15 protein-coding genes and 1 pseudogene are annotated in these 21,114 nt (G+C 62.6%); 9 read left to right on the top strand and 7 right to left on the bottom strand.

The window, feature by feature from the left end; all coding sequences use genetic code 11:
- Positions 1 to 3 precede the first annotated feature (3 nt).
- Together CRO75_RS26200 and CRO75_RS26205 are read right to left on the bottom strand one after the other, a co-directional pair.
- Positions 4 to 276 (bottom strand): metal/formaldehyde-sensitive transcriptional repressor, encoded by a 273-nt coding sequence (locus CRO75_RS26200; RefSeq protein ID WP_053260665.1) that lies wholly within the window; start codon positions 274 to 276, stop codon positions 4 to 6.
- 213 nt (positions 277 to 489) lie between these two features.
- On the bottom strand, positions 490 to 828 hold the full coding sequence (locus CRO75_RS26205) for an FKBP-type peptidyl-prolyl cis-trans isomerase (protein WP_062825438.1): 339 nt from the start codon (positions 826 to 828) through the stop codon (positions 490 to 492).
- A 268-nt stretch (positions 829 to 1,096) separates the two neighbouring features.
- On the opposite strand from CRO75_RS26205, the gene CRO75_RS26210 reads away from it, so the two are divergent.
- Together CRO75_RS26210 and CRO75_RS26215 are read left to right on the top strand one after the other, a co-directional pair.
- Positions 1,097 to 2,365 carry an S-type pyocin domain-containing protein gene (locus CRO75_RS26210; protein WP_177409788.1) on the top strand — a complete coding sequence of 423 codons (1,269 nt, stop codon included), beginning with the start codon at positions 1,097 to 1,099 and terminating at the stop codon, positions 2,363 to 2,365.
- 10 nt (positions 2,366 to 2,375) lie between these two features.
- On the top strand, positions 2,376 to 2,732 hold the full coding sequence (locus CRO75_RS26215) for a DUF6572 domain-containing protein (RefSeq protein ID WP_009043303.1): 357 nt from the start codon (positions 2,376 to 2,378) through the stop codon (positions 2,730 to 2,732).
- 98 nt (positions 2,733 to 2,830) lie between these two features.
- Here CRO75_RS26215 and CRO75_RS26220 read toward each other — a convergent pair whose 3' ends face one another.
- Positions 2,831 to 4,474 carry an AarF/UbiB family protein gene (locus CRO75_RS26220; RefSeq protein WP_097139198.1) on the bottom strand — a complete coding sequence of 548 codons (1,644 nt, stop codon included), beginning with the start codon at positions 4,472 to 4,474 and terminating at the stop codon, positions 2,831 to 2,833.
- A 275-nt stretch (positions 4,475 to 4,749) separates the two neighbouring features.
- On the opposite strand from CRO75_RS26220, the gene CRO75_RS26225 reads away from it, so the two are divergent.
- A complete protein-coding gene (locus CRO75_RS26225; RefSeq protein WP_097139200.1) occupies positions 4,750 to 5,346 on the top strand; it encodes a LemA family protein in 597 nt (198 codons plus the stop codon).
- Between the two features lie 24 nt (positions 5,347 to 5,370).
- Positions 5,371 to 7,323: a M48 family metallopeptidase gene (locus tag CRO75_RS26230; RefSeq protein ID WP_097139202.1), complete on the top strand. Its 1,953-nt coding sequence runs from the start codon at positions 5,371 to 5,373 to the stop codon at positions 7,321 to 7,323.
- Between the two features lie 51 nt (positions 7,324 to 7,374).
- Here CRO75_RS26230 and CRO75_RS26235 read toward each other — a convergent pair whose 3' ends face one another.
- From CRO75_RS26235 to CRO75_RS26250, 4 genes are all read right to left on the bottom strand, one after another.
- Complete coding sequence (locus CRO75_RS26235) at positions 7,375 to 8,628, bottom strand: OprD family porin (protein ID WP_097139204.1); 1,254 nt, start codon at positions 8,626 to 8,628, stop codon at positions 7,375 to 7,377.
- Positions 8,629 to 8,780: 152 nt separating this feature from the next.
- Positions 8,781 to 10,085: a citrate:proton symporter gene (locus CRO75_RS26240; protein WP_053260658.1), complete on the bottom strand. Its 1,305-nt coding sequence runs from the start codon at positions 10,083 to 10,085 to the stop codon at positions 8,781 to 8,783.
- Between the two features lie 129 nt (positions 10,086 to 10,214).
- Positions 10,215 to 11,537: a C4-dicarboxylate transporter DctA gene (gene dctA, locus CRO75_RS26245; RefSeq protein ID WP_097139206.1), complete on the bottom strand. Its 1,323-nt coding sequence runs from the start codon at positions 11,535 to 11,537 to the stop codon at positions 10,215 to 10,217.
- Positions 11,538 to 11,582: 45 nt separating this feature from the next.
- Complete coding sequence (locus CRO75_RS26250; protein WP_097139208.1) at positions 11,583 to 12,665, bottom strand: 4-oxalomesaconate tautomerase; 1,083 nt, start codon at positions 12,663 to 12,665, stop codon at positions 11,583 to 11,585.
- Between the two features lie 169 nt (positions 12,666 to 12,834).
- Here CRO75_RS26250 and CRO75_RS26255 point away from each other — a divergent pair, with 169 nt between their 5' ends.
- The 5 genes and pseudogenes from CRO75_RS26255 (at position 12,835) to CRO75_RS26275 (ending at position 21,114) form a co-directional block, all read left to right on the top strand.
- On the top strand, positions 12,835 to 13,725 hold the full coding sequence (locus CRO75_RS26255; RefSeq protein ID WP_009043295.1) for a LysR family transcriptional regulator: 891 nt from the start codon (positions 12,835 to 12,837) through the stop codon (positions 13,723 to 13,725).
- Positions 13,726 to 13,822: 97 nt separating this feature from the next.
- A complete protein-coding gene (locus CRO75_RS26260) occupies positions 13,823 to 15,574 on the top strand; it encodes a hypothetical protein (protein WP_097139210.1) in 1,752 nt (583 codons plus the stop codon).
- A gap of 110 nt (positions 15,575 to 15,684) precedes the next feature.
- The gene (locus CRO75_RS26265) at positions 15,685 to 17,508 is read left to right on the top strand and encodes a monovalent cation:proton antiporter-2 (CPA2) family protein (RefSeq protein WP_097139212.1); all 1,824 of its coding nucleotides are present in this window, start codon (positions 15,685 to 15,687) and stop codon (positions 17,506 to 17,508) included.
- A 198-nt stretch (positions 17,509 to 17,706) separates the two neighbouring features.
- A pseudogene (locus tag CRO75_RS26270) lies at positions 17,707 to 18,734 on the top strand (DNA alkylation repair protein).
- Between the two features lie 499 nt (positions 18,735 to 19,233).
- Positions 19,234 to 21,114, top strand: coding sequence for a DUF3857 domain-containing transglutaminase family protein (locus CRO75_RS26275; RefSeq protein WP_097139214.1), 1,881 nt, complete (start codon positions 19,234 to 19,236; stop codon positions 21,112 to 21,114).

A 21,114-nucleotide genomic window follows, 5' to 3' on the forward strand; every position in this document is an offset into this window, starting at 1 on the left:
CAGTCAGGAATAACGACGAATGGCTTCGAGCAGTTCGTTCACGCCCTTGGCCCGTTCGGCATCGCTGAGTTCAGGATGGGCCACATGCTCCAGGGCATGGGCCTCGATGATTTCCCCCATCAGCCCGTTGATCGCGCCACGGGTGGCCGCCACCAGGTGCAGGGTCTTGGCGCACTCCGCGCCGGACTCCAGGGCCCGCTCCACGGCCTGCATCTGGCCCTGGATGCGCCGGACCCGTTTGAGCAGATCGTCTTTCTGTGCGTGCGTGTGCGACATACCTATACCCCCTATACCTATATGGCGTTTATCCTGGCCGATGCCATGGGCCTACGCAAGGGCTTGATGACACCGGTCGTCCGCCACTGCCTATCGATCACCCACGGCCCAGCCCTGCCAGGCGAAGCACGGAGACACGATTTCAAAGAGGGATTTACCGAGGAAGGTCACGCCCAGATCAGGCAGATCTCCTGACCTGGGCGATGGGCGAAATCAATCGTCGCGGGTCAGGACTTCCAGCAACTCGATTTCGAACACCAGGTTGGCATTCGGCGGGATCTTGCCCATCGACCGCTCGCCATAACCCAGGTGCGCCGGCACCAAGAGCTTGCGCTTGCCGCCGACCTGCATGCCCATCAGGCCCTGGTCCCAGCCTTTAATTACCCGTCCGGTGCCGATCACGCACTGGAAAGGCTTGCCGCGCTCCCAGGACGAATCGAAGGGCGTGCCGTCTTCCAGGAAACCGCGGTACTGGGTGGTAATCAAGGCGCCCTTGACCACCGCCTTGCCCTCGCCCACTTCGATATCGATCACCTGCAACGAATCGCTCATCCACTCACTCTCTATTGACGGCGGCCGGCAGTGGCCACCGAGGGTGCGGAAAGTAACAAATTTTCGCCCTCGCGACCTGTAAGGCATGCTCCTGGATGGGGCTGAGGCAGGGCACATTACTGATGCCTCCTGGCCCAGCCAAAATTTTCAGATTGTCCCTACAGACCCTCCATAGCCGAATCCAATAGCGTCCCTAAGCCAACTGCAAATGCTCTTCGCTCCCCCTCTGACGGGGGCTTCTTTATGGACAATGTGGACGCAAACACGGATGAGTGGCTACGTACCGAACGCCCCGAAGGGCTATCGCAACAAGGGGGTAGAGCCCGTCGATCTGGGCGCCCAACGCTGGGCGCAATACCCGGACCTGCCACCGAAGGCAGAAGCCAAACCCCAGACAGCTGGGTGCACCTTTACCAAGCCCTGCAAGCTCCCTGATGGGGTCATCAACTACGCCAGCTCCGCCATTCCCACCAATGCCATCAGCGAATACGGGCAGCTCGTTTTGCTGGGCGGACGCGAAGCGGATGCAACGGGGAAAATCCCTCTCCAGCAAATCAGTGGTCACGCGTTACCTGCTGCACTTGGAACACTTCTATTAGGTGGAGTGGCTGCTACTGCTGGTGCTGCTACAGGGGTTGGCACTGGGGCCGGTGCTGGAATCAGCACGGGTACTGCGGCAACAGGCGCGAGTGCGGGTACCACGTTTTTTACCACGGGCGTTATTGCAGGTGGATTGGCGGGCATAGCCGCGTTGCTCTGGCCATCGAGCTTGGGCGACAGCAGCCTGTACACAACCGAACAGCTCAAAGCGCTCAAGGAAGGCCGCACACGTGTCCGGTTGCACATAGAACAGCAAGCTGACGGCACGCTGAAAGGCTACGGATACAACACTGAGAAGCGCAGCGACTGGGAAATGATCCCTGTTGCCCGGTTCGAGACTCAGGGCTCTCAGCAGGTGGCCGATTTCGGAGACGGGATCACCCTGACCTGGACACCAGCCATTGACCCATCCAGCACGTCAGGAATTCCCCCGCTAGAAGCTGCACCACAAGCTCCCCAGATATGGATTTATCCGCCCACCGAACAGGCGGATAGCATCATCGTCAACCCGCTCTACCCGCCTGATTACAAAGACTTCATCCTGGTCTTCCCGCCGGGGTCCGGGATTCAGCCTCTGTACATCGTGTTCAACATTCAGTTGGAGAAGAACAGGAAGCAGGGCAAGGCTTTTGAGGACATGTCTTATGACGAGTACAGCAAGACCAAGCCCGAAAGTGCCCGTGAAGTCACAGTGAAAACCGACAGTGGAGTGCGCACACGTATTGATATGATGGGCAGGAATGCTGATGGCGAAATCTCATGTGTTGAATGCAAATCTTCTGAAATCGCACCATTGACCAAGAACCAGAAAAAGGCTTTCCCGGAAATTGAGAAAACCGGTGCGACCGTTGTAGGCAAAGGTAAACCCGGCTTCCCCGGAGGCACCACTATTCCACCCACCAGAGTCGAAATCATCCGACCTGACCCGGCCCTCTGAGGGAACAGACATGTCCATCGTAGACACGAAAGTCGTAGATATTATTGCAGTGCCAGAGTGGGAACCCGATAACGTGATTCTGGTTATCACGGACCACCTTGAATGGGGTGATAAAACCCAACAAGGTGAACACCTATTATTGCTGCAAGAGAAGATCAACACTTACATCGCGTTCATCGAAAGCGGTGAAATCCTAGAGAGCTATCCACCATCCAAAGACAAAGCCCCCATCATTCGTATCAACGGTCTGTACGAACTACCAGAACAAGGCGAACTCTTCATTGACCGCGTTACCGAGGTGCTGAAAGACGTTGGTATCGGGCTAGAGTTCATCCTTAAAGCGGATGAAAAAATACGCAACATGTGAACAAGGGCCACGCCCAAATGAAAGACAGCGACACCAATGTCAATCGGTTGAAAGAGTGCCAATGGGATCTGGCAAAGCCCTGATCCCCCACTCCCCCCTCAAGGCCGCTTGAACAAACTCCAGACAAACGCCACCACCCCACCCACGGTCGCCACCCCCGCCAGCCACCCCACCACCGACAACCCCTGCCAGGCCGGGCCGGCCGCGGCGATCTGTGGGCCGAAGGCGATCAGCAGCGCGCTGATCAGCAGGGCCAGGGACAAGCGGGTGGAGGCCAGGCGCAGGGATTTTTCCAGGCGCTCGATGCCCGGCATGTCGAGGCGCAGGTCGACCACGCCGTGTTTCAGGCGGTTGATCAGCAGGCGGGTCAGTTGCGGCAGTTCGACGGCGACGCCACGGCCCAGTTCCAGGCCGTCGAGGCCCAGGCGGCGGGCGAGTTTCCAACTGAACTGCTGCTTGAGCATCTTGCTGATGGCCGGACGCGCGGTGGCTATCAGGTCCAGTTGCGGGTCGAGCCGGGTGAGCACGCCATCGGCGGTGATCAGCGCCTTGAACAGCACCAGCAGGTCGGCCGGCAGCAACAGTTGGTATTCGCGCATCAGGCCGAGGAAGTCCTCGATCATCGCACTCATGTTCAGCGCCTTGCCGCCGTGTCGGCCCATGAATTCCCGGGCGGCCTGTTCGATGGCGGACAGGTCGCGCACCTGCTCGCCGCTCCAGTCGATCAGCACCGCCACCAGCGCTTCGGTACTGCCTTCGGTCATGGCCCGCATGAAGCTCATGACCTCCAGGCGCCGGCGTTCGTCGAGGCGCCCGACCATGCCGAAGTCGATAAAGCCGACCCGATTGTCGTCCATGGCCCGCAGGTTGCCGGGGTGCGGGTCGCCGTGGAACAGGCCGTCCTCCAGCAGCATCTTGATGAACGCCTGGGCCCCGCGCTGCGCCAGCAGGCTCGGGTCCAGGCCCTGCTCGATCAGGGCCTGGCGTTCCAGCGGCGTGTGACTGGGCAAAAATTCCTGGACCAGCAGGCGCTCGCTGCTGTGCAGCCAGTGGATACGCGGAATGGCGATCTGCGGATGCTCGGCGAAATTCGCCGCCACGGTGTCGCAGTGCTGCCCCTCCTGGGTGAAGTCCAGTTCTTCAAGCATCGCCCGGGCCAGTTGCCGGACCATCTGCCGCGGCTGGTAATGGGCCAGGGACGCGTTCTCTTCCACCAGCATCGCCACGCCTTCCAGCAGTTGCAGGTCGGCGCTCATCTTGCGCCGCAGGCCGGGGCGCTGGACCTTGACCACCACCGCCTCGCCACTGAGCAGGCGCGCGCGATAAACCTGGGCGATGGAGGCCGCGGCCAGGGGCTCGCTGTCGAACTCGGCGAACACCTGGTCCAGCTCGCAGCCCAGGTCGTCGCGTACCTGATTTTCCAGCTCGCTCCAGGGCAGGGTCGCGGCGCCGCTGTGCAACGCCTCCAGCTCGCTGATCCAGTGCGACGGCAGGATGTCGCTGCGGCTGGCAAGGATCTGCCCGAGCTTGATAAAGGTCGGCCCGAGCTTTTCCAGGGTCAGGCGCACCCGCTGTGGCGTCGAGTCTTGTGGCTGCGCTTCACCAGCGGCTGGCGACTCGCCCAAAAGGCGGCCCAGGCCCAGGCGTAGCAAAACGTCCTGGGCACCGAAGGCCGCCAGCACGGCGACAATCTGGTGCACCCGCTTATGGTGTTTGAGAGCCGTCCAGGTGGGTTCGAGCATGGTCGGGATGATCCTTCACAAGGTGACGCCCGCGGCGTGGCTGACGGGCCAGGGTTGGGTGGCGCGCCTGCCGCGGACTCCGGGATCGACGACAAGCCATGCAAGGTCCGACCACAGCGCCCGGCAATCATTCACAACGCGCTGGCGCCGATTGCGCCTCCTGGTGCGAGGCGCTGCCGAAGAGCGCAGGCCGACGGCTGCCCATGGCTGCGCCCGCCATGAATTCGGTTACCATGGCGCCCCCCTGAAATCCGCACGCCGATAAGGACATCCGTATGGCTGTTTCAACTATTGTGATTCTGCTCGTTCTGGCCCTGCTGGTGATCTATGTCATCACCGTCTACAACGGCCTGGTGGCCCGCCGGAACCGCTTCAAGAACGCCTTCGCGCAGATCGAAGTCCAGCTCAAGCGCCGTTACGACCTGATCCCCAACCTGGTGGAAACCGCCAAGGCCTACCTCAAGCACGAGCGCGACACCCTCGAAGCCGTGACCGCGGCGCGCAATGCCGCGCTGGCGGGTCTCAAGGCCATCGCGGCCGAGCCCGGCAACCCGCAAAACATGGCGCAACTGGGCCAGGCCGAAGGCGTACTGTCCAGCGCCATGGGCCGGCTGAACCTGAGCATGGAGGCCTACCCGGACCTCAAGGCGTCGCAGAACATGCAACAGCTGAGCGAAGAGCTGACCAGCACCGAAAACAAAGTGTCCTTTGCCCGCCAGGCCTTCAACGACACGGTGATGGATTACAACAGCTACAAACAGAGTTTCCCGCCGGTGATCCTGGCCGGCCTGTTCGGCCATGGCGCCGATGCCAGCCTGCTGCAATTCGCCGACAGCGCCCTGATCCAGGAAGCCCCCAAGGTCGCGTTCTAACCCTTTGTCACCCTGGATGGTCCGATGAACTTTTTTGAACACCAGGCCCGGGCCAAACGGCGTACCGGCACCCTGGTGCTGCTGATGATCCTGGCCGTGCTGTGTCTGGTGACCGTCACCAGCCTGGCGCTGAACCTGCTCTGGCTGCAATTTCTCAAGGAGATGAAGCAGTCGCCGAGCTTCGACTGGCACCTGACGGCGATGATCGCCGCGGTGGTGTTCCTGGTGGTGATCGGCAGCAGCATGGGCAAGCACTCCGAACTGAAAGCCGGCGGCAAGGTGGTCGCCAAGCGCCTGGGTGGCCGGCTGATCAACCTGCACCCGGACGGCCTGGAAGAACAACGGCTGCTCAATGTGGTCGAGGAAATGGCCCTGGCCTCGGGCACGCCGGTGCCACAGGTGTACGTGCTGCCCGATGCCGGGATCAATGCGTTCGCCGCCGGCTTCACGCCACAGGAGGCGGTGATCGGGGTCACCCGCGGCGCCATCGTGGTGCTCAACCGCGAGGAACTGCAGGCGGTGATCGCCCATGAGTTCAGCCACATCTACAACGGCGACATGCGCCTCAACACCCGGCTGGTGGCGATTGTCCACGGCATCCTGGTCATCGGCCTGACCGGCGAGGCGATGGCCAACGGGGTCAACCAGGCTGGCCGGCTGGCGCAAAACCGGGTCGGCGGGCTGGCGATGTGGAGTGGCCTGGCGCTGATCCTGCTGGGCTCGGTCGGGACTTTTTTCGGCAACCTGATCAAGGGCGCCATCAGCCGCGAGCGCGAGTTCCTCGCCGATGCCTCGGCGGTGCAGTTCACCCGCAACCCGGCCGGCCTGGTCGGCGCGCTGAAAAAAATCGGCGGTTACGCCGCCAGCTCGAAACTCGACAGCGCCTTCAGCGCTGAATACAGCCACCTGTATTTCAGTGAAGGGGCCACCCTCTCCGTCTATGGCCAGTCCGCGACCCATCCGCCCCTCTCGGCGCGGATCCGGCGCCTGGAACCCGGCTGGGACGGCCGCTTGCCCACCATTGAAGCCATCGAACTGCCGGCCGAACCCGCCCGCTCCGGCCTGGACAGCTCCGGGGTGTTCAGCCGCCAGTCGCAAGCGACCAGCGCCCTGGTGTTCGACCTGAATGCGATCAAGCAGTCGATTGCCAGCATCGGCAGCCCGAACGCGCAACATCTGCTGGCCGCCCAGGCAACGCTGGTCAGCCTCGACCCGGCGCTCCAGCGCAGCGCCCACAGCACCACCGGCGCCCAGGCGCTGGTCTATGGCCTGCTGCTGTCCGCCAACGACTCGATGCGCCACCGGCAACTCGCGCAGTTGGACGCCAACAGCCCCACCGAGGTCTTCGGTTGCCTGCAAGCCCTGCAAAAACAACTGGCGGCCCTCGACCCGAACCTGCGCCTGCCGCTGCTGGACCTGTCGATACCGGCCCTGCAGCAGCTGGACAAGAAAGCCTGCAAGCTGTTCATGGACAACCTGCGGCAACTGATCGATGCCGACGATCAGGTCGAGCTGCTGGAGTGGACGCTGCTGCGCATCGTGCAACGCAATGTCGAAGGCCTGCCGGCGCCCGAGTACAAATGGGGGCTGTTCCAGCGCAGCGAAGAACTGGCGGTCCTGCTCGGCGCCCTGGCCAGTGCCGGGCAAAAGACCGCGCAGCAGGCCCAACTGGCCCTGGCTCATGCCTGGAGCGGCCTGCCCTTCGCCCAGCCGCAACCGGCGGAGGTCGACCTCGAACACCTGGATGCCGCCCTGGTGCGCCTGCGCCAGTTGATGCCCGAGGAACGGCCGACGCTGCTGCAGGCCATGGCCCGCTGCGTCTGCTACGACGGCCTGGTCACCGTGGCCGAAGCCGAGCTGATGCGCGCCGTGGCCGATGTGCTGGATTGCCCGATGCCGCCGCTGCTGCCCCCGGCAGTCACCGAGCCCGCGCCTTCCCAGACATCGGCCAGCGCCCCCCAGGCCGCCACGCTCTGAGTACCGGTCAACCATTCCTGCCCAGCGCCAGCCTGGGCAGGCACCGCATCCTTACCAGAGCGCGACCTCGTAGGTGAAATAGAGGCGGTTGCTGTCGCGCCCCCGGGCGAAGTCGGAGCGGTACACATAGTTGCGCAGCTTCACCCCCAGGCCCTTGAAGCGGCCTTGCTGCACCACATAGGCCAGTTCGGCATCGCGTTCCCATTCCTTGATCGCCGAGTTTGACTGGCCATCGCTGCCGCTCAGGTAGCGGGTGGAAAACGCCAGCCCCGGCACCCCGAGGGCGGCGAAGTTGTAGCCGTAGCCGAGCATCCAGGTTTTCTCGTCCTCCTCGATGAACTTGCCAATGCCCACGTTGCTGAACGAGTACACCGTGGCGCCGCTGATATAAGGCAAGCCGGCATCCCCATTGAGCACCTGATAGCCGCCACTCAGGGTATGGCCGGCCACGGCATAGGACAGCAGGCCGCTGAGCATATCGTTGTCGATGTTGCCGCCGTAGGCCGAACCGCTGTCGCTGCTGTGGAAGTAACGCAGGTCACTGGTCAGCACGCCGGCGCCCAGCTTCAGGTCGTGCTGGAGACCGGCGAAGTGCTGCCGGTAGAAGTGCTCGAGCTCGCCGTAGAAGTAGCTCAGGCGCAGGTTTTTGCCGAGCTTGTAGTCGCCCCCGGCATAGGTGAAGTCCCCGGACTTGTCGCCGGCATAACCGTCCGCAACGATCGGCACGCTGTCGCTGGAATCGCGCAGCTTGAAGCGATCCAGCCGGCCAGCGGTGAGCGTCAGGTTGTCGATGTCGCTGCTGGTGAGCTGCGTGCCCTGGTAGGTCTGCGGCAACAGTCGTGCGTCGTTGTAGATCAGCACCGGGTTCCTGGGCAGCAAGGTGCCATGCTTGAGCGTGGTCCCGGCCAGCCTGGCCTTGGCCGTGACACCGGCACTGGCGAACGCGTCGGCGGCACGACCGTCGTCATGCACCGGCAGCAGGCCGGTACCGCTGCGGCCCCGCCCCGAGTCGAGTTTGACCCCGACCAGGGCCAGCCCGTCGATACCCAGGCCGAGGGTGCCGGGGGTGAAACCCGACTGGAAATCCAGCAGCAGGCCCTGGGCCCACTCCGTGCGCTCGCTCTTGGCCGTGCGTGCCGCCCGGGCGCTCAGGCCATGCTCGTCACGGAAGTTCTCGTTGAAATAGACATTGCGCAGTTGCAGCTTGAGCGTGCTGTCGTCGCCAAAGCCTGCCGCGCCGACAGTCGTCAGCGGCAACAGGGCGGCCAGAGGAAACCACGCCCCAGGGGTGATCGAACGGCTCATATCGGACTACTCATTGTTGTTATTCGAGTTGTTGTTTTTTTAAGGTGCAGCTATTCGAGGTGCCGTTATTCCAGGTGCAGGTGCCGCGCGCCTTGGACCCGGCGCGCCAGGGAACACCTGATGGTTCAGGGGGATGACTCAGGGGAACAGGCTCAGGAAAACAGAGTCAGCGCGCCGGTCAGCAGGGCCAGGGCGGTAATTACCAGGGAGGTCAGGACCGCCCATTTGACGGTGGCTTTCTGGAAGTCGCCGATGTCGCGGTCGACCATCCCCACCAGCAGCAGGGTCGAGGCCACCAGCGGGCTCATCAGGTGCACCGGCTGGCCGAGGATCGAGGCCCGGGCGATCTCCAGCGGATCGATGCCATAGGCCGCCGCGGCATTGGCGAGGATCGGCACCACGCCGAAGTAGTAGGCATCGTTGGACAGCACGAAGGTCAGCGGCATGCTGGTGATGGCCACCACCAGCGGGAACAGATGCCCCCACGACGGCGGAATCCAGTCCACCAGGGTCTGCGCCAGGGCATCGACCATCTTGGTACCGGAGAAGATCCCGGCAAAGATGCCGGCGGCGAACACCAGCAGCACCACCGTCATGGCATTGCCCGAATGGGCGAGGATCCGCTCTTTCTGCATCTCCAGTTGCGGGTAGTTGATCATCAGCGCCAGCACGAAGCCGATCAGGAACAGGATCGCCGAATGCATCAGGCCCATCACCAGCGCCACCATCACCGCCACCACCAGCAACAGGTTGACGTAGGCCAGCTTCGGTCGCTTGCAGGGCGTGTCTTCGACAATGGCCTTGATGTAGCAGTTGCCGCCACCGCTCTGCAGCTGGGTGTTGCCGATGCGCTTGCGCTCGGCGCGGCCCAGCAGGAAAGCGCTGAACACCACCCAGGCCGCACCGCCGATCATGGTCGGCAGCAACGGCACGAAGTACTCGCCGGCATCCAGCCCCAGGGCGGCGATGGCCCGGGTGGCCGGACCGCCCCAGGGGGTCATGCCGCTCATGATGCTCAGGGACAGCATGGCGATGGTGGCGAGGATCATCGGGTTCATGCCGATGCGCTTGTACAGCGGCAGCATCGCCGCGCAGGTGATCATGTAGGTGGTGGTGCCGTCACCGTCCAGGGCCACCAGCAGCGACAACAACGCGGTGCCGACGGCGATCTTCACCGGGTCGCCGTTGACCCGCTTGAGGATCTTGCGGATCAACGGGTCGAACAGGCCCGCGTCGATCATCAGGCCGAAGAACAGAATCGCGAACAGCAGCAGCGCCGCGGAGGGGGCGACCATTTTCAGGCCGTCGAGCATCATTTTTCCGGTGCTGCCGGCAAACCCGCCGATCACCGCGAAGACAATCGGCACCAGGGTCAGGGCAACGATCGGGGACAAGCGTTTGGTCATGATCAGGAAGGTGAACACGACCACCATGGCCAGGCCGAGTAATGCAAGCATGAGGGATTCTCTTGTTGTTATGGACAAGCATGGCCGACGCCCAGGCGCACGGCCCCCTACCCGCCAGGCGGGGCCTAGCGAGGGTTTCAACCGGGGTCAGAAACGGAAGATGGAGGGAGCCGCAAGCGGCTAGAGGTGTTTGCCGGCCTGCACCGGCTCCCAGGCTGGGTCACTGGCCTGGGCGTTGGGCGTCGCCTTGCCATCCAGGGTCTGTAGCAGCACCTGGCGATCGCAGGCGTTTTCCGACAGCGAGATCACCACCGTGGCCACGGCATTGCTGGCCAGGCTGGTGAGCGCACGGGCCTCGGACATGAAGCGGTCGATGCCGATCAACAGCGCCAGCCCCGCCAAGGGGATGTCGTGGATCACCGTCAGGGTCGAGGCCAGCGCGACAAAGCCACTGCCAGTCACCCCCGCCGCGCCTTTGGACGACAGCAGCATGATCGCCAGCATCGTGATCACCTGCCCCAGGCTCAAGTCGATGTTGCAGGCCTGGGCAATGAAAATCGCCGCCAGCGACAGATAAATAGCCGTGCCGTCGAGGTTGAACGAATAGCCGGTGGGCAGCACCAGGCCCACCACGCCTTTCTTGCAACCCAGGGCCTGGAGCTTTTCCAGCATGCGCGGCATCACCGGCTCGGTGGATGAGGTGCCCAGCACCACCAGGAACTCTTCACGCAGGTAGCGCAACAGCTTCCACAGGCTGAACCCATGGGCGCGACAAATACCCCCCAGCACCACGAAGACGAAGAATCCGCAGGCGATGTACAGGGTCATGATCAGCTTGGCCAGGGCGCCCAGGGAGGTGATGCCGTACTGGCCGACCGTGAAGGCCAGCGCGCCGAACGCCCCGATCGGGGCAAAGCGCATCAGGTAGGAAAAGATCTTGAACACCATGTGCGAGGCGGCTTCCAGCACATCCAGCACGGGCTTGCCGCGCTCGCCCAGGGACGACAGGGCAAAACCGCAGAGCACCGCGATGAACAGCACCGGCAGCACTTCGCCCTTGGTGAAGGCGCCGATAAAGGTCTCGGGAATGATGTGCATGAAGAACTCCACCACCCCCAGCTTCGCCGCCGACTCGGTGTACTGCGACAAGCCCTGGGTACTCAGGTGAGTGGGGTCGATGTTCATGCCCGCGCCGGGCTTGAACAGGTAGACCGCCACCAAGCCGATGATCAGGCTGACCACCGTCAACGCCAGGAACAGCAGCAAGGTCTTGCTCAGGAGGCGGCCCAGGGAACGCTTGTCGTTCATCCCGGCGATCCCGGTGACGATGGTGCAGAACACCACCGGCGCGATCATCATCTTGACCAGCTTGATGAAGGCATCGCCCAGGGGCTTGAGGGCAATGGCCTGCTGGGCCCAGAAGTGCCCGACCACCACGCCCAGCAGCACGGCACAGATGATCTGGAAGTAGAGCGATTTAACGACTTTCATGGCATCACCCATTTTTAGAATTGTTCTGATGCGAACGACTGTCACTGCGGTGCAGGACTATCCGGCCAGGCGTTGTGACGCCGGGGCGTAGACGAAACCGGAGAACAGCCTTCGCGCGGTGCGTACCACCGAGGCGCGAATGGTCTCTCCCTGGTTACCGGTGTAGGACAATACGACATCGATCGCGCCACTGGGATGTTCCAGGCGCACTTGCTGCAAACGCGCGGGCCCCATGTCGCCCAGCAGTTGCGCGGCGACGCTGCCCTCGCTGACACAGGCGGTGGCCAGGCCGATGGCGCCGGTGATGGCCAGCGCGCGATGGCAGCTGTGCGGCATGAAGTAACGCGCCTGCACGGTGCCGCCGGCCACCGCCGGCGAGATCAGCACCGGCTTGGGGATCACCTTGTCGCTGACGTCGCCCAGGCCCATGGCCAGGCCCGCCTTCAAGCGCAGGGACTCCAGCCGCCGCAGGAAGTCCTTGTCGGCGTCCAGCTCGGCCGGGGTTTCATCCCCGCGCTTGCCCAATTGACCGGCCTCGACGATCAGCAGCGGCATGGCCATGTCGATGCAGGTCACCGGTACGCCATCGATCAGGTCCCGGGTGTTCCCGGTGGGGAAGAGTTTACCGGTCTTGCTGCCCGCGGCGTCGAGGAACGTCAGTTGCACGGGGGCGGCGGTGCCGGGCACGCCATCGATGGCGGTATCGCCTTCGTAGCTGACCTTGCCCGCCGGCGTTTGCACCAGGGAATTGACGAAGGTGCCGGTATTGAGATTGCGGATCCGCACCTGGGTCTGCTCGCCCGTGGCCTTGACCAGGCCTTGCTCGACGGCGAAGGGACCGACCGCGCACAGCATGTTGCCGCAGTTGGGCGCGGTATCGACCCGGCGCTGGGACACCATCACCTGCACGAACAGGTAGTCGACATCGGCCTCGGGGTGCAGCGACGGGCTGACGATCGCGACCTTGCTGGTCTGCGGGCTGCCGCCACCAATGCCGTCGATCTCCAGTTCATGTCCCGAGCCCATCAGGTCGAGCAGCAGCTCATCGCGCTGTGCGATGGACACCGGCAGATCCCAGGCGAGAAACACCGGCCCCTTGGAGGTACCGCCGCGCATGAGCACACAAGGAATTCGTTGCATGGACACAGACTCTTGTTAATCAATCGGGTTAATTGATGTTCTGGGCACAAGAGTGTCAGGGAATAAATCATGTTTCCAATGCAAAGATCGTAGCAATTATTGCGTTTCACACATGAAAAATTTAAGGTGGACAGCGCCTGCCTTCCCGCCCTCGCTTGAGACGAAAAACATGGAATATGAGCTCCAGGACATAAGATCCTTCGTGAAAATCGCCGAACTCGGAAGTTTCCACGAGGCGGCCGATGCCCTGCACTTGTCCCAGCCAGCCCTGAGCCGTCGGATCAAGAAGCTGGAGGAAGGCCTGGGCACCGCCCTGCTCGACCGCACCACGCGCAAGGTCAGCCTGACCAGCGTCGGCCGGGACTTCCTGCCCAAGGCCCGGCGCCTGCTGGATGACTTCGACGACTCGATCCTCAATATCCGCGAACTGGCGGAACGGCAGATCGGCCAGGTGACCCTGGCCTGCATTCCCACTGCGGCCTTCTACTTCCTGCCGTCGGTGATCCGTCTCTACAACGAGCGCTATCCGAAAATCCGTATCCGCCTGCTCGACCTCAGCGCCAATGAAGGGCTGGAAGCCGTGCTGCGCGGCGAAGCGGACTTCGGCATCAACATGATGAGCGGGCAGCACCCGGACATCGAGTTCGTGCCCCTGGTCAACGAACCTTTCGTACTGGCGTGCCGGCGTGACCATGAACTGGCGAAAAAGGCCTCGGTCACCTGGTCGGAACTCAGCGATTACCGGCTGATCGGCGTCGGCCGCCTGAGCGGCAACCGGATGCTGCTGGACCACGCCCTGTCCGGCCTGAGCTGGCGTCCCCAGTGGTTCTACGAGGTGCAACACCTGTCCACGTCGCTGGGCATGGTCGAGGCCGGGCTCGGGGTGTCGGCCATGCCCAGCCTGGCCATGCCCGCGGCCGACCACCCGACCCTGGTGAGCATTCCGCTGAGCGAACCGGTGGTCAACCGCACCCTGGGCCTGGTCTACCGCCGCGGCGCCTCGCTGTCGCCGGCCGCGGAAAAGTTCGTGTCGATCCTGCTCGAGCAATGGCCGCATTGATCTCTCACAACCCACCCACGTATTTATAGGAGATGGTTGTCAGCGATAGGATCTAAACAACCGTCTTCTCTCTGACCGTTGGATAAGGAATCACACCATGCTCTACGGTGAAGTCGACCGAACACTTCTGAAGTTCCTACATCACCCGCTACAGAACATCGCTTACCTTGACTCCCGAACACCCCCCAGCCTCAGGGAACGGCTCATGGCTCGAATCCCGCTATTGCGCAATCGCATGAGCCGCGAGCAGATCATCCGTCTTCTGGCTCACAAGCTGCGGCAGGAAATCTATTCCCTTAAGGGCAGTATCGAACAACGATTGTTCGAAGATCCTCTGCCCCCCAGCCCAGACAACTATGAACGCTTCCTCTCAGCCCTGGCACGTTACTTTAACGTTAGCTTGCCCATGCCCGATGGTGAGGTCTCTGATCAGGAACTAAACTGCTGCTCTGCCTATATTCAAAGCACCCTCTGGGCCAAGCTGGAGTACACCTGCAACCGCGCCACAGAAAACTTGCAGCTCCCGGACTCGTACACTTTCTCTATCCTCAAACATCCGCAGCTTTGGCTGGCTTATTACTTAAGCGAGACCTTTTTCCTATTGGAGCAGGGCTTGATGGACGCCCACTTCCAAGGTAACAGCCTGGTGATTCGCTTCTCAGAGCTACTGGAGCAAAACATAAAAAGTTACTGGCTGTCTGAAATCTCGGAATATCACTCCAACACCGCCGACATGCAGTTGCTACAGCCCATGAAGCAACTGTTAATCCAGCACGGCAGCTTGCCGCCTTCCGTCAGCTCTGCTCTTATCGACTACCTTCTGGATAAGTGCCTGTCCATTCACCCCCAATTCATCCAGGAAGAACTCAAAACTAGCCCTCTGTATGAGTACCTGCGGGAAGTCGTCTACATCGCCGGCCACTTAGAGATTCGCGCCATGTGCGGCCAGCGTCATACCCACTACAGCGAGTTTGCCCACCAGGTAAGCCCCGCTACCCTCAGTCTCATGGAGTCGGCCCTGAGTAGTACCCATCCCCCGCTACTCAACAGCCCGCAGAGCTATATCCAAGTGAAGGACGGCTTCTATATCCGAGGAGCCTTGAAATTGAAATATGGGCTCAAAAAAATCGTGGGCCATCTTCTGCTAGGACAAAAAAACCCAGGCAGCAAAAAGGATATCGGACACACCCTAGGTAATAATTTCGAACGCGATTATATCATTCACTACATACAAGCTCTGGAGAGCACCCGCTTCAAGGTATATGACGAGTTCAAAGCAAAGAACAATGCCCATATCCAAGGCTATGATGTGGACTTGGTACTTCACGACCAACACCACGACCGCTACTACTTCATCCAGGTTAAATACCGTCTCAGCGATCAGCCTACATACCTTTCCGAGCAATATCACCTGATGTCCCGGGAAGAATTTCACAGGGGCTACGCCCAACAGTTGCTAATCCTCAAACAACACCTGAACCACGAGAGTATCCGCAAGAAACTGACACAAAACGGCCTGGCCGGTGCCCAAGACCACAACAGCCACTTCATCCTTTTACACAACCTGTCCTTTCTTAGTTTTCACCAGACTCAGGGGGTGTACTTCTACGAGTGGAACTTATTCCGGAACCTGCTGAAAAATGGCCGACTCTCCACGATCGGCCCGAACGGCATCAGCGAAGAACAGCTTCTCAGCGACGAACAACTATGGCAGCCCGAACGCATTGTCGAGGCCTACTTCCAAGACAGTCTCAGCGGCCGGCACAACCAATATAACTATGACTTGTACCGGGCCAGCCAAGCCCGTTATCGGTTCGCCAATCTCAATATTGTCAGCGACGTATTTTGAAAGTATTCAGTCAAAGCCTGAATGCAGCCGTCTTGTTGTCCCGATAAACTGCGCTCTTTTTACCTAATCCGCTGTCGGTGCCCATTGGTGACAGCTCTAGGAGTAAGCCCATGCCCCATGAAGGCAACCTGTTGCAAGCCGCTGTCGTGTTTCTGTTCGCGGCGGTGCTGACCGTTCCCCTGGCCAAGCGCCTGCAACTGGGAGCCGTGCTCGGTTATCTGCTGGCCGGGGTGATCATTGGCCCGGCGGTGCTGGGGCTGGTGGGCAACCCGCAGAGCATCAGCCATGTGTCGGAGCTGGGCGTGGTGTTGCTGCTGTTCATCATCGGCCTGGAGCTGTCGCCCCGGCGCTTGTGGGTGATGCGCAAAGCGGTGTTCGGAGTCGGTTTGGCCCAGGTGCTGCTGACCGGGGTGGTGATCGGCTGCGTCGCCCTGTTCCTGTTTGGCCAGCTGCTCAACAGCGCGATCGTGCTGGGCCTGGGCCTGGCGTTGTCGTCCACCGCCTTCGGCCTGCAAAGCCTGGCCGAACGCAAGGAGCTGACCAGCCCCCACGGGCGCCTGGCCTTCGCCATCCTGCTGTTCCAGGACATCGCGGCGATTCCGTTGATCGCCATGGTCCCGGTATTGGCCGGGGCCGACCACAACACCAGTAGCGCCGAAGACCTGCGCCATGGCCTGCAAGTGCTGGGCAGCATCGCCGTAGTGGTGATCGGCGGCCGCTACCTGTTGCGCCCGGTGTTCCGGGTGGTGGCGCGCACCGGCCTGCCGGAAGTGTCCACCGCCACTGCCTTGCTGGTGGTGATCGGCACCGCCTGGCTGATGGACATGGTTGGCGTGTCCATGGCCCTCGGCGCCTTCCTCGCCGGCCTGCTGCTGGCGGACTCGGAATATCGCCACGAACTGGAAGCGCAGATCGAACCCTTCAAGGGCCTGCTGCTGGGGCTGTTTTTCATCAGCGTCGGCATGGGCGCCAATATCGGCCTGCTGTTCAGCGCGCCGATCGCGGTGCTGGGCCTGACCCTGCTGCTGATCGCCATCAAGCTGCCGCTGCTGTTCGTGGTCGGGCGCCTGGCCGGCGGCCTGGGGCGCTTGAGCGCGGTGCGCCTGGGCGTGGTGCTGGCGGCCGGCGGCGAATTCGCCTTCGTGGTGTTCAAGATCGGCCGCGACCAGGGCCTGTTCGAGGCGCGCCTGTATGACCTGCTGGTGCTGACCATCACCCTGTCCATGGCCGTGACCCCGTTGCTGCTCCTGGCCTGCGCGCGCTTCTTGCAGCCCAAGGCCAAGCCCGTGGAGATGCCCGCCGAATACCGCGAGATCGAAACCGACGCGCCACGGGTGGTGATTGCCGGCATGGGCCGGATGGGCCAGATTGTCGCGCGGATCCTGCGGGCGCAGAACATCCCCTTCGTGGCCCTCGACACCTCGGTCGACACCATCGAGCTGACCCGCAGCTTCGGCGGCATGCCGGTGTTCTACGGCGACCCGATGCGCGCGGAAATCCTCAAGGCGGCCAAGGTCGGCGAGGCGGAGTACTTCGTGATCGCCACCGACGACCCGCAGACCAACATCAACACCGCCGCGGTGGTGCGCAAGCTCTACCCGCACATCAAGATCATCGCCCGCGCCCGTAACCGCCAGCACGTGCACAAGCTGGTGGACCTGGGGGCCGAAGCGGTGCGGGAAACCTACTACTCCAGCCTGGAAATGAGCCGCAAGGCGCTGATCGGCCTGGGTCTGACCCACGCCCAGGCCGACTCGCGGATCAAGCGCTTCACCGCCCACGACGAACAGGTGCTCGAAGCCCAGCACGCGATCTACGACGACCACGCGAAGATCCTGCAATCAGCCCAGGAAGCCCGGGCCGAGCTGGCGCGGCTGTTCGAGGCGGACGCCGAGGACGAGCAGTCCGAAGGCGTGTTGCCGGCGCCGCGCTGAGCATAGGGCCGCGCGCTGTGGCCGGATTTTTTCGCGAGCAAGCTCCTACAGAAACACCACGATCCCTGTAGGAGCAGCCGGTCGACGCTCGATTGCTCGCGATGGCGTCGGGCCTGATTCCATCCCCCAGGCTCCTGACACAATCTGTCAGCCCGCTGCGCTACAGTGCCCGGCGCCCCGTCCCGAATGGATACGCCGATGACCGCCACCAGCAACACCCCTGCCCTCAAGGAAATCTTCAACGCCGAACGCCTGGAACACATCGCCGAAGAAATGCTCGCGGTGTACCCGGCGTTCGACCGCCGCGGCTTTCTCGCCCACGCGAACAAGGGCCTCGCCGAGTTGTCGGTGATGCAGCGCCTGGCGCGGGTCAGCGAGAGCCTGCAGGCGGTGCTGCCGGCGGACTACGAAGCCAACCTCGCACGGCTGTACGATCTCGCCCCGCGCCTGGACAGCCGCTTCGTCTGCATGTTCCTGCCGCACTACGTGGCCAGTTACGGCAGCCACGCCTTCGAGCGCTCGATGGCGGCGCTCAAGTATTTCACCGCCTTCGGCTCCTCGGAATTCGCCATCCGCCCGTTCCTCGCCAGCGACCTGTCGCGCACCCTGGCGGTGCTGCAGGACTGGGCCGGGGACGACAACGAGCATGTGCGCCGCCTATCCTCGAATGCCTCAAGGCCGACCCCAGCCTGTACGTGCGCAAGTCGGTGGCCAACCACCTCAACGACATCAGCAAGGATCATCCCGACTGGCTGCTGGGGTTGCTCGAAGGCTGGCCGCTGGACCACCCGCACACCGCCTGGATCGCCCGCCATGCCCTGCGCAGCCTGATCAAGCAGGGCCATCGCCGGGCGCTGGCGATCGTCGGCGCCGGGCATGCGCCGCAGGTGACGCTGCATGGCCTGCGGGTCGAGCCGGCGGTGATTCGCCTGGGCGAACGGATCAACCTGTCCTTTGCCCTGGAGTCCACCGCCGACGCCAGCCAGCGCCTGGTGGTGGATTACGCCATCGACTACGTCAAGGCCTCGGGCGGCACCCGCGCCAAGGTGTTCAAGCTCAAGGCCTTCACCCTGCCGGCCAAGGCCCGGGAGCAACTTGGCCGCGCCCAGCACATCCGCGAACTGAGCACCCGCCGCCACTATCCCGGGCGTCACGAGCTGCATATCCTGGTCAACGGCGAACGCCTGGGCAGCACGGCGTTCGAGATCCCCCCCCCTCTCCCGTAGCCGCTGCCGCAGGCTGCGCAAGGTCCGCAGGACCTCCGGCGGCAGTGAAAACTGCCGCGTCCCTTCGGGCCGATCGCAGCCTGCGGCAGCGGCTACAGGCATGTCTACGGCAGTCCTCGACGGCCTATCTCGTAACAAAGTATTTCATGACACCAACCAAAGAACAGAGGTAAAAAACGCCTGGATCTCCTCGGGAATCGTCAGGACTCGAATGAACCGCGGATATGGCCTCGAGCCATATCTTGCGGGGAGAAACCCCGTGCTCCGCGAGAGCACTCAAGCACCCTATCCCCTTTCACCAGTCACCTCCCCAGGCCTTGGAAAACCTAGATAAACCGCTCTATCTCGGGCCTTCCAGCCAAGACAAATTGTCAGACAATGGTGTAAATCCGTATTGCGATAAATTATCATTTGGCGCCTCCCCCGCCAGCCACGCCCCTGGCACAGGTGATTCGACCGGTGCGACGTGGCTGATTTCTATGATTCACCCGAGGCGCTCATGTACCGTTTTCCGCTTTACCGTCCCCTGATCTGCGCCGGTCTCGGACTGCTCTCCTGGCAAGCCTTTGCTGCCTATCAACCGCAATCGGAAGCCGCCCTGGCCGCCGATTCCGAAATGGAATGCCAGTTCAACGCCGACCACAGCAGCGACTGCACCACCACCCAGCACTACACCATCCTCACCCCGGCGGGCCGGGACATGCTCTCGCGCATCGACTTCAGCTATGCCGAAACCGACGGCTTCGAACTGCGCAAGGCCGAGTTCACCCAGCCGGGCGGCAAGCCCGTGGCGCTGGCGCCGGCGCAGATCGATACGCGCACCGCGCCGAATCCGGAACAGGGTTTCCTGCGCGAGAAACAAACGTCCCTGGCCTTCCCCAACCTGCGGGTCGGCACCCGGCTCAGCTACACCGTGCAACAGCACTACGCGGCCAAACCGCTGCTGGAGCAGTTCCACTCGGTGCTGCAGTTCGGCCCCAAGCCGGTGCGCCAGGACAGCTTCAAGATCACCTACCGCGCCACGCGCCCGATCGTCTGGCGCAGCGAGCAGATGGACGACTACCGTTTTACCGCCAGCAGCGACCGCAAAAAGCTGACCATCGAACAGAAGGCGCCGGTCTTCCTCAACTACATCAATGAACCCTCGATCGGCTTTATCCAGCGGGTGCCACGGGTCGAACTGGGCAGCAGCACCGAGGTGCAGGACTATTTCGGCCCCCTGGCCCAGCGCTACCAGCAGATCCTCGCCGCACCCCTGCCGCCGGCCAGCGCCAAGGCCGTGGCTGGCCTGCGCGACCTGCCGCCAGCCCGGAAAGTGGCCGGGCTGATGCAGCACATCAACGACAACTACCGCTACCTGGGCGACTGGCGCGCCACCGAGCGCGGTTACCTGCCCTTCGAGCTGAAGCAGATCGAGCAGCGCGGCTATGGCGACTGCAAGGACCTGGCGGTGCTCCTGGCCGCCATGCTCAAGGCCAGCGGGATCAAGGCCGAGACGGCCTGGGTCAGCCGCGAGAACGTTGTCGCGCCGCTGTTGATCCCCGGCACCCACGCGCCGAACCACGCCATCGTGCGGGCCGAGGTCGATGGCAAAGTGTGGTGGCTGGACCCGACCAACCCGGTGTTCGACCCGGGCCGCAGCATGCCCGACATCCAGGAGCGCTGGGCCTTTGTCAGCGACGCCAAGGGCCAGGTGCGCGAGGACTACATCCCCCTGGAAACCCCGGACACCAGCCTCGTGCTGGACAAGCAGGAGCACTTCGACAGCAACGGCCAGGCCCGGGTCAACGCGCGTATCGAATTCAGCCATATGGAGCTGATGCGGCTGATGGTCTCCGATAGCCAGAACGGTATCGCCAGCAACGACCAGAGCCTGTGCGAGCGCTTCACCCGGGAACTGCGCGACTGCCAGATCAGCCGCGAGCCGACCGCCTTCGTCGCGCCCGCGACCTACCGGATCAAGGCCTCCCTGACCGACCTCAAGCCCCTGGAAAACATCTCCGGCAACTACTTCTACAAAGCCCCGGCCCTGGAGGGCGACTGGGACTTCCTGGTCAACTACCGCCGCAACGGCCAGTTGGCGGACCTGTACATCGGCGACGCCAATACCCTGCGCTACACCTTCACCCTCTCCGGTGCCCGGCTGGACAAGGACATCAAGGCCTGCAACGTGCGCTCGCCCTGGTTCGACATGGACCTGAGCAGCGAACGGGTCAAGGGCGAGTACCGCTATCACTACCACCTGAGCCAGAAAAAGCGCTGGCTGAGCCATGACGAAATCGTCAGCGCGCCATTCGACGCCATGGTCAGCCAGGCCAAGGAGTGCGCCGAGCAAACGCGGCAACTGGTCCAGCTCAAGGGCACAGCGAAAAAAACCTGA

The sequence above is a fragment of the Pseudomonas sp. LAMO17WK12:I10 genome (genome assembly GCF_900215185.1).
Classification (GTDB): domain Bacteria; phylum Pseudomonadota; class Gammaproteobacteria; order Pseudomonadales; family Pseudomonadaceae; genus Aquipseudomonas; species Aquipseudomonas chlororaphis.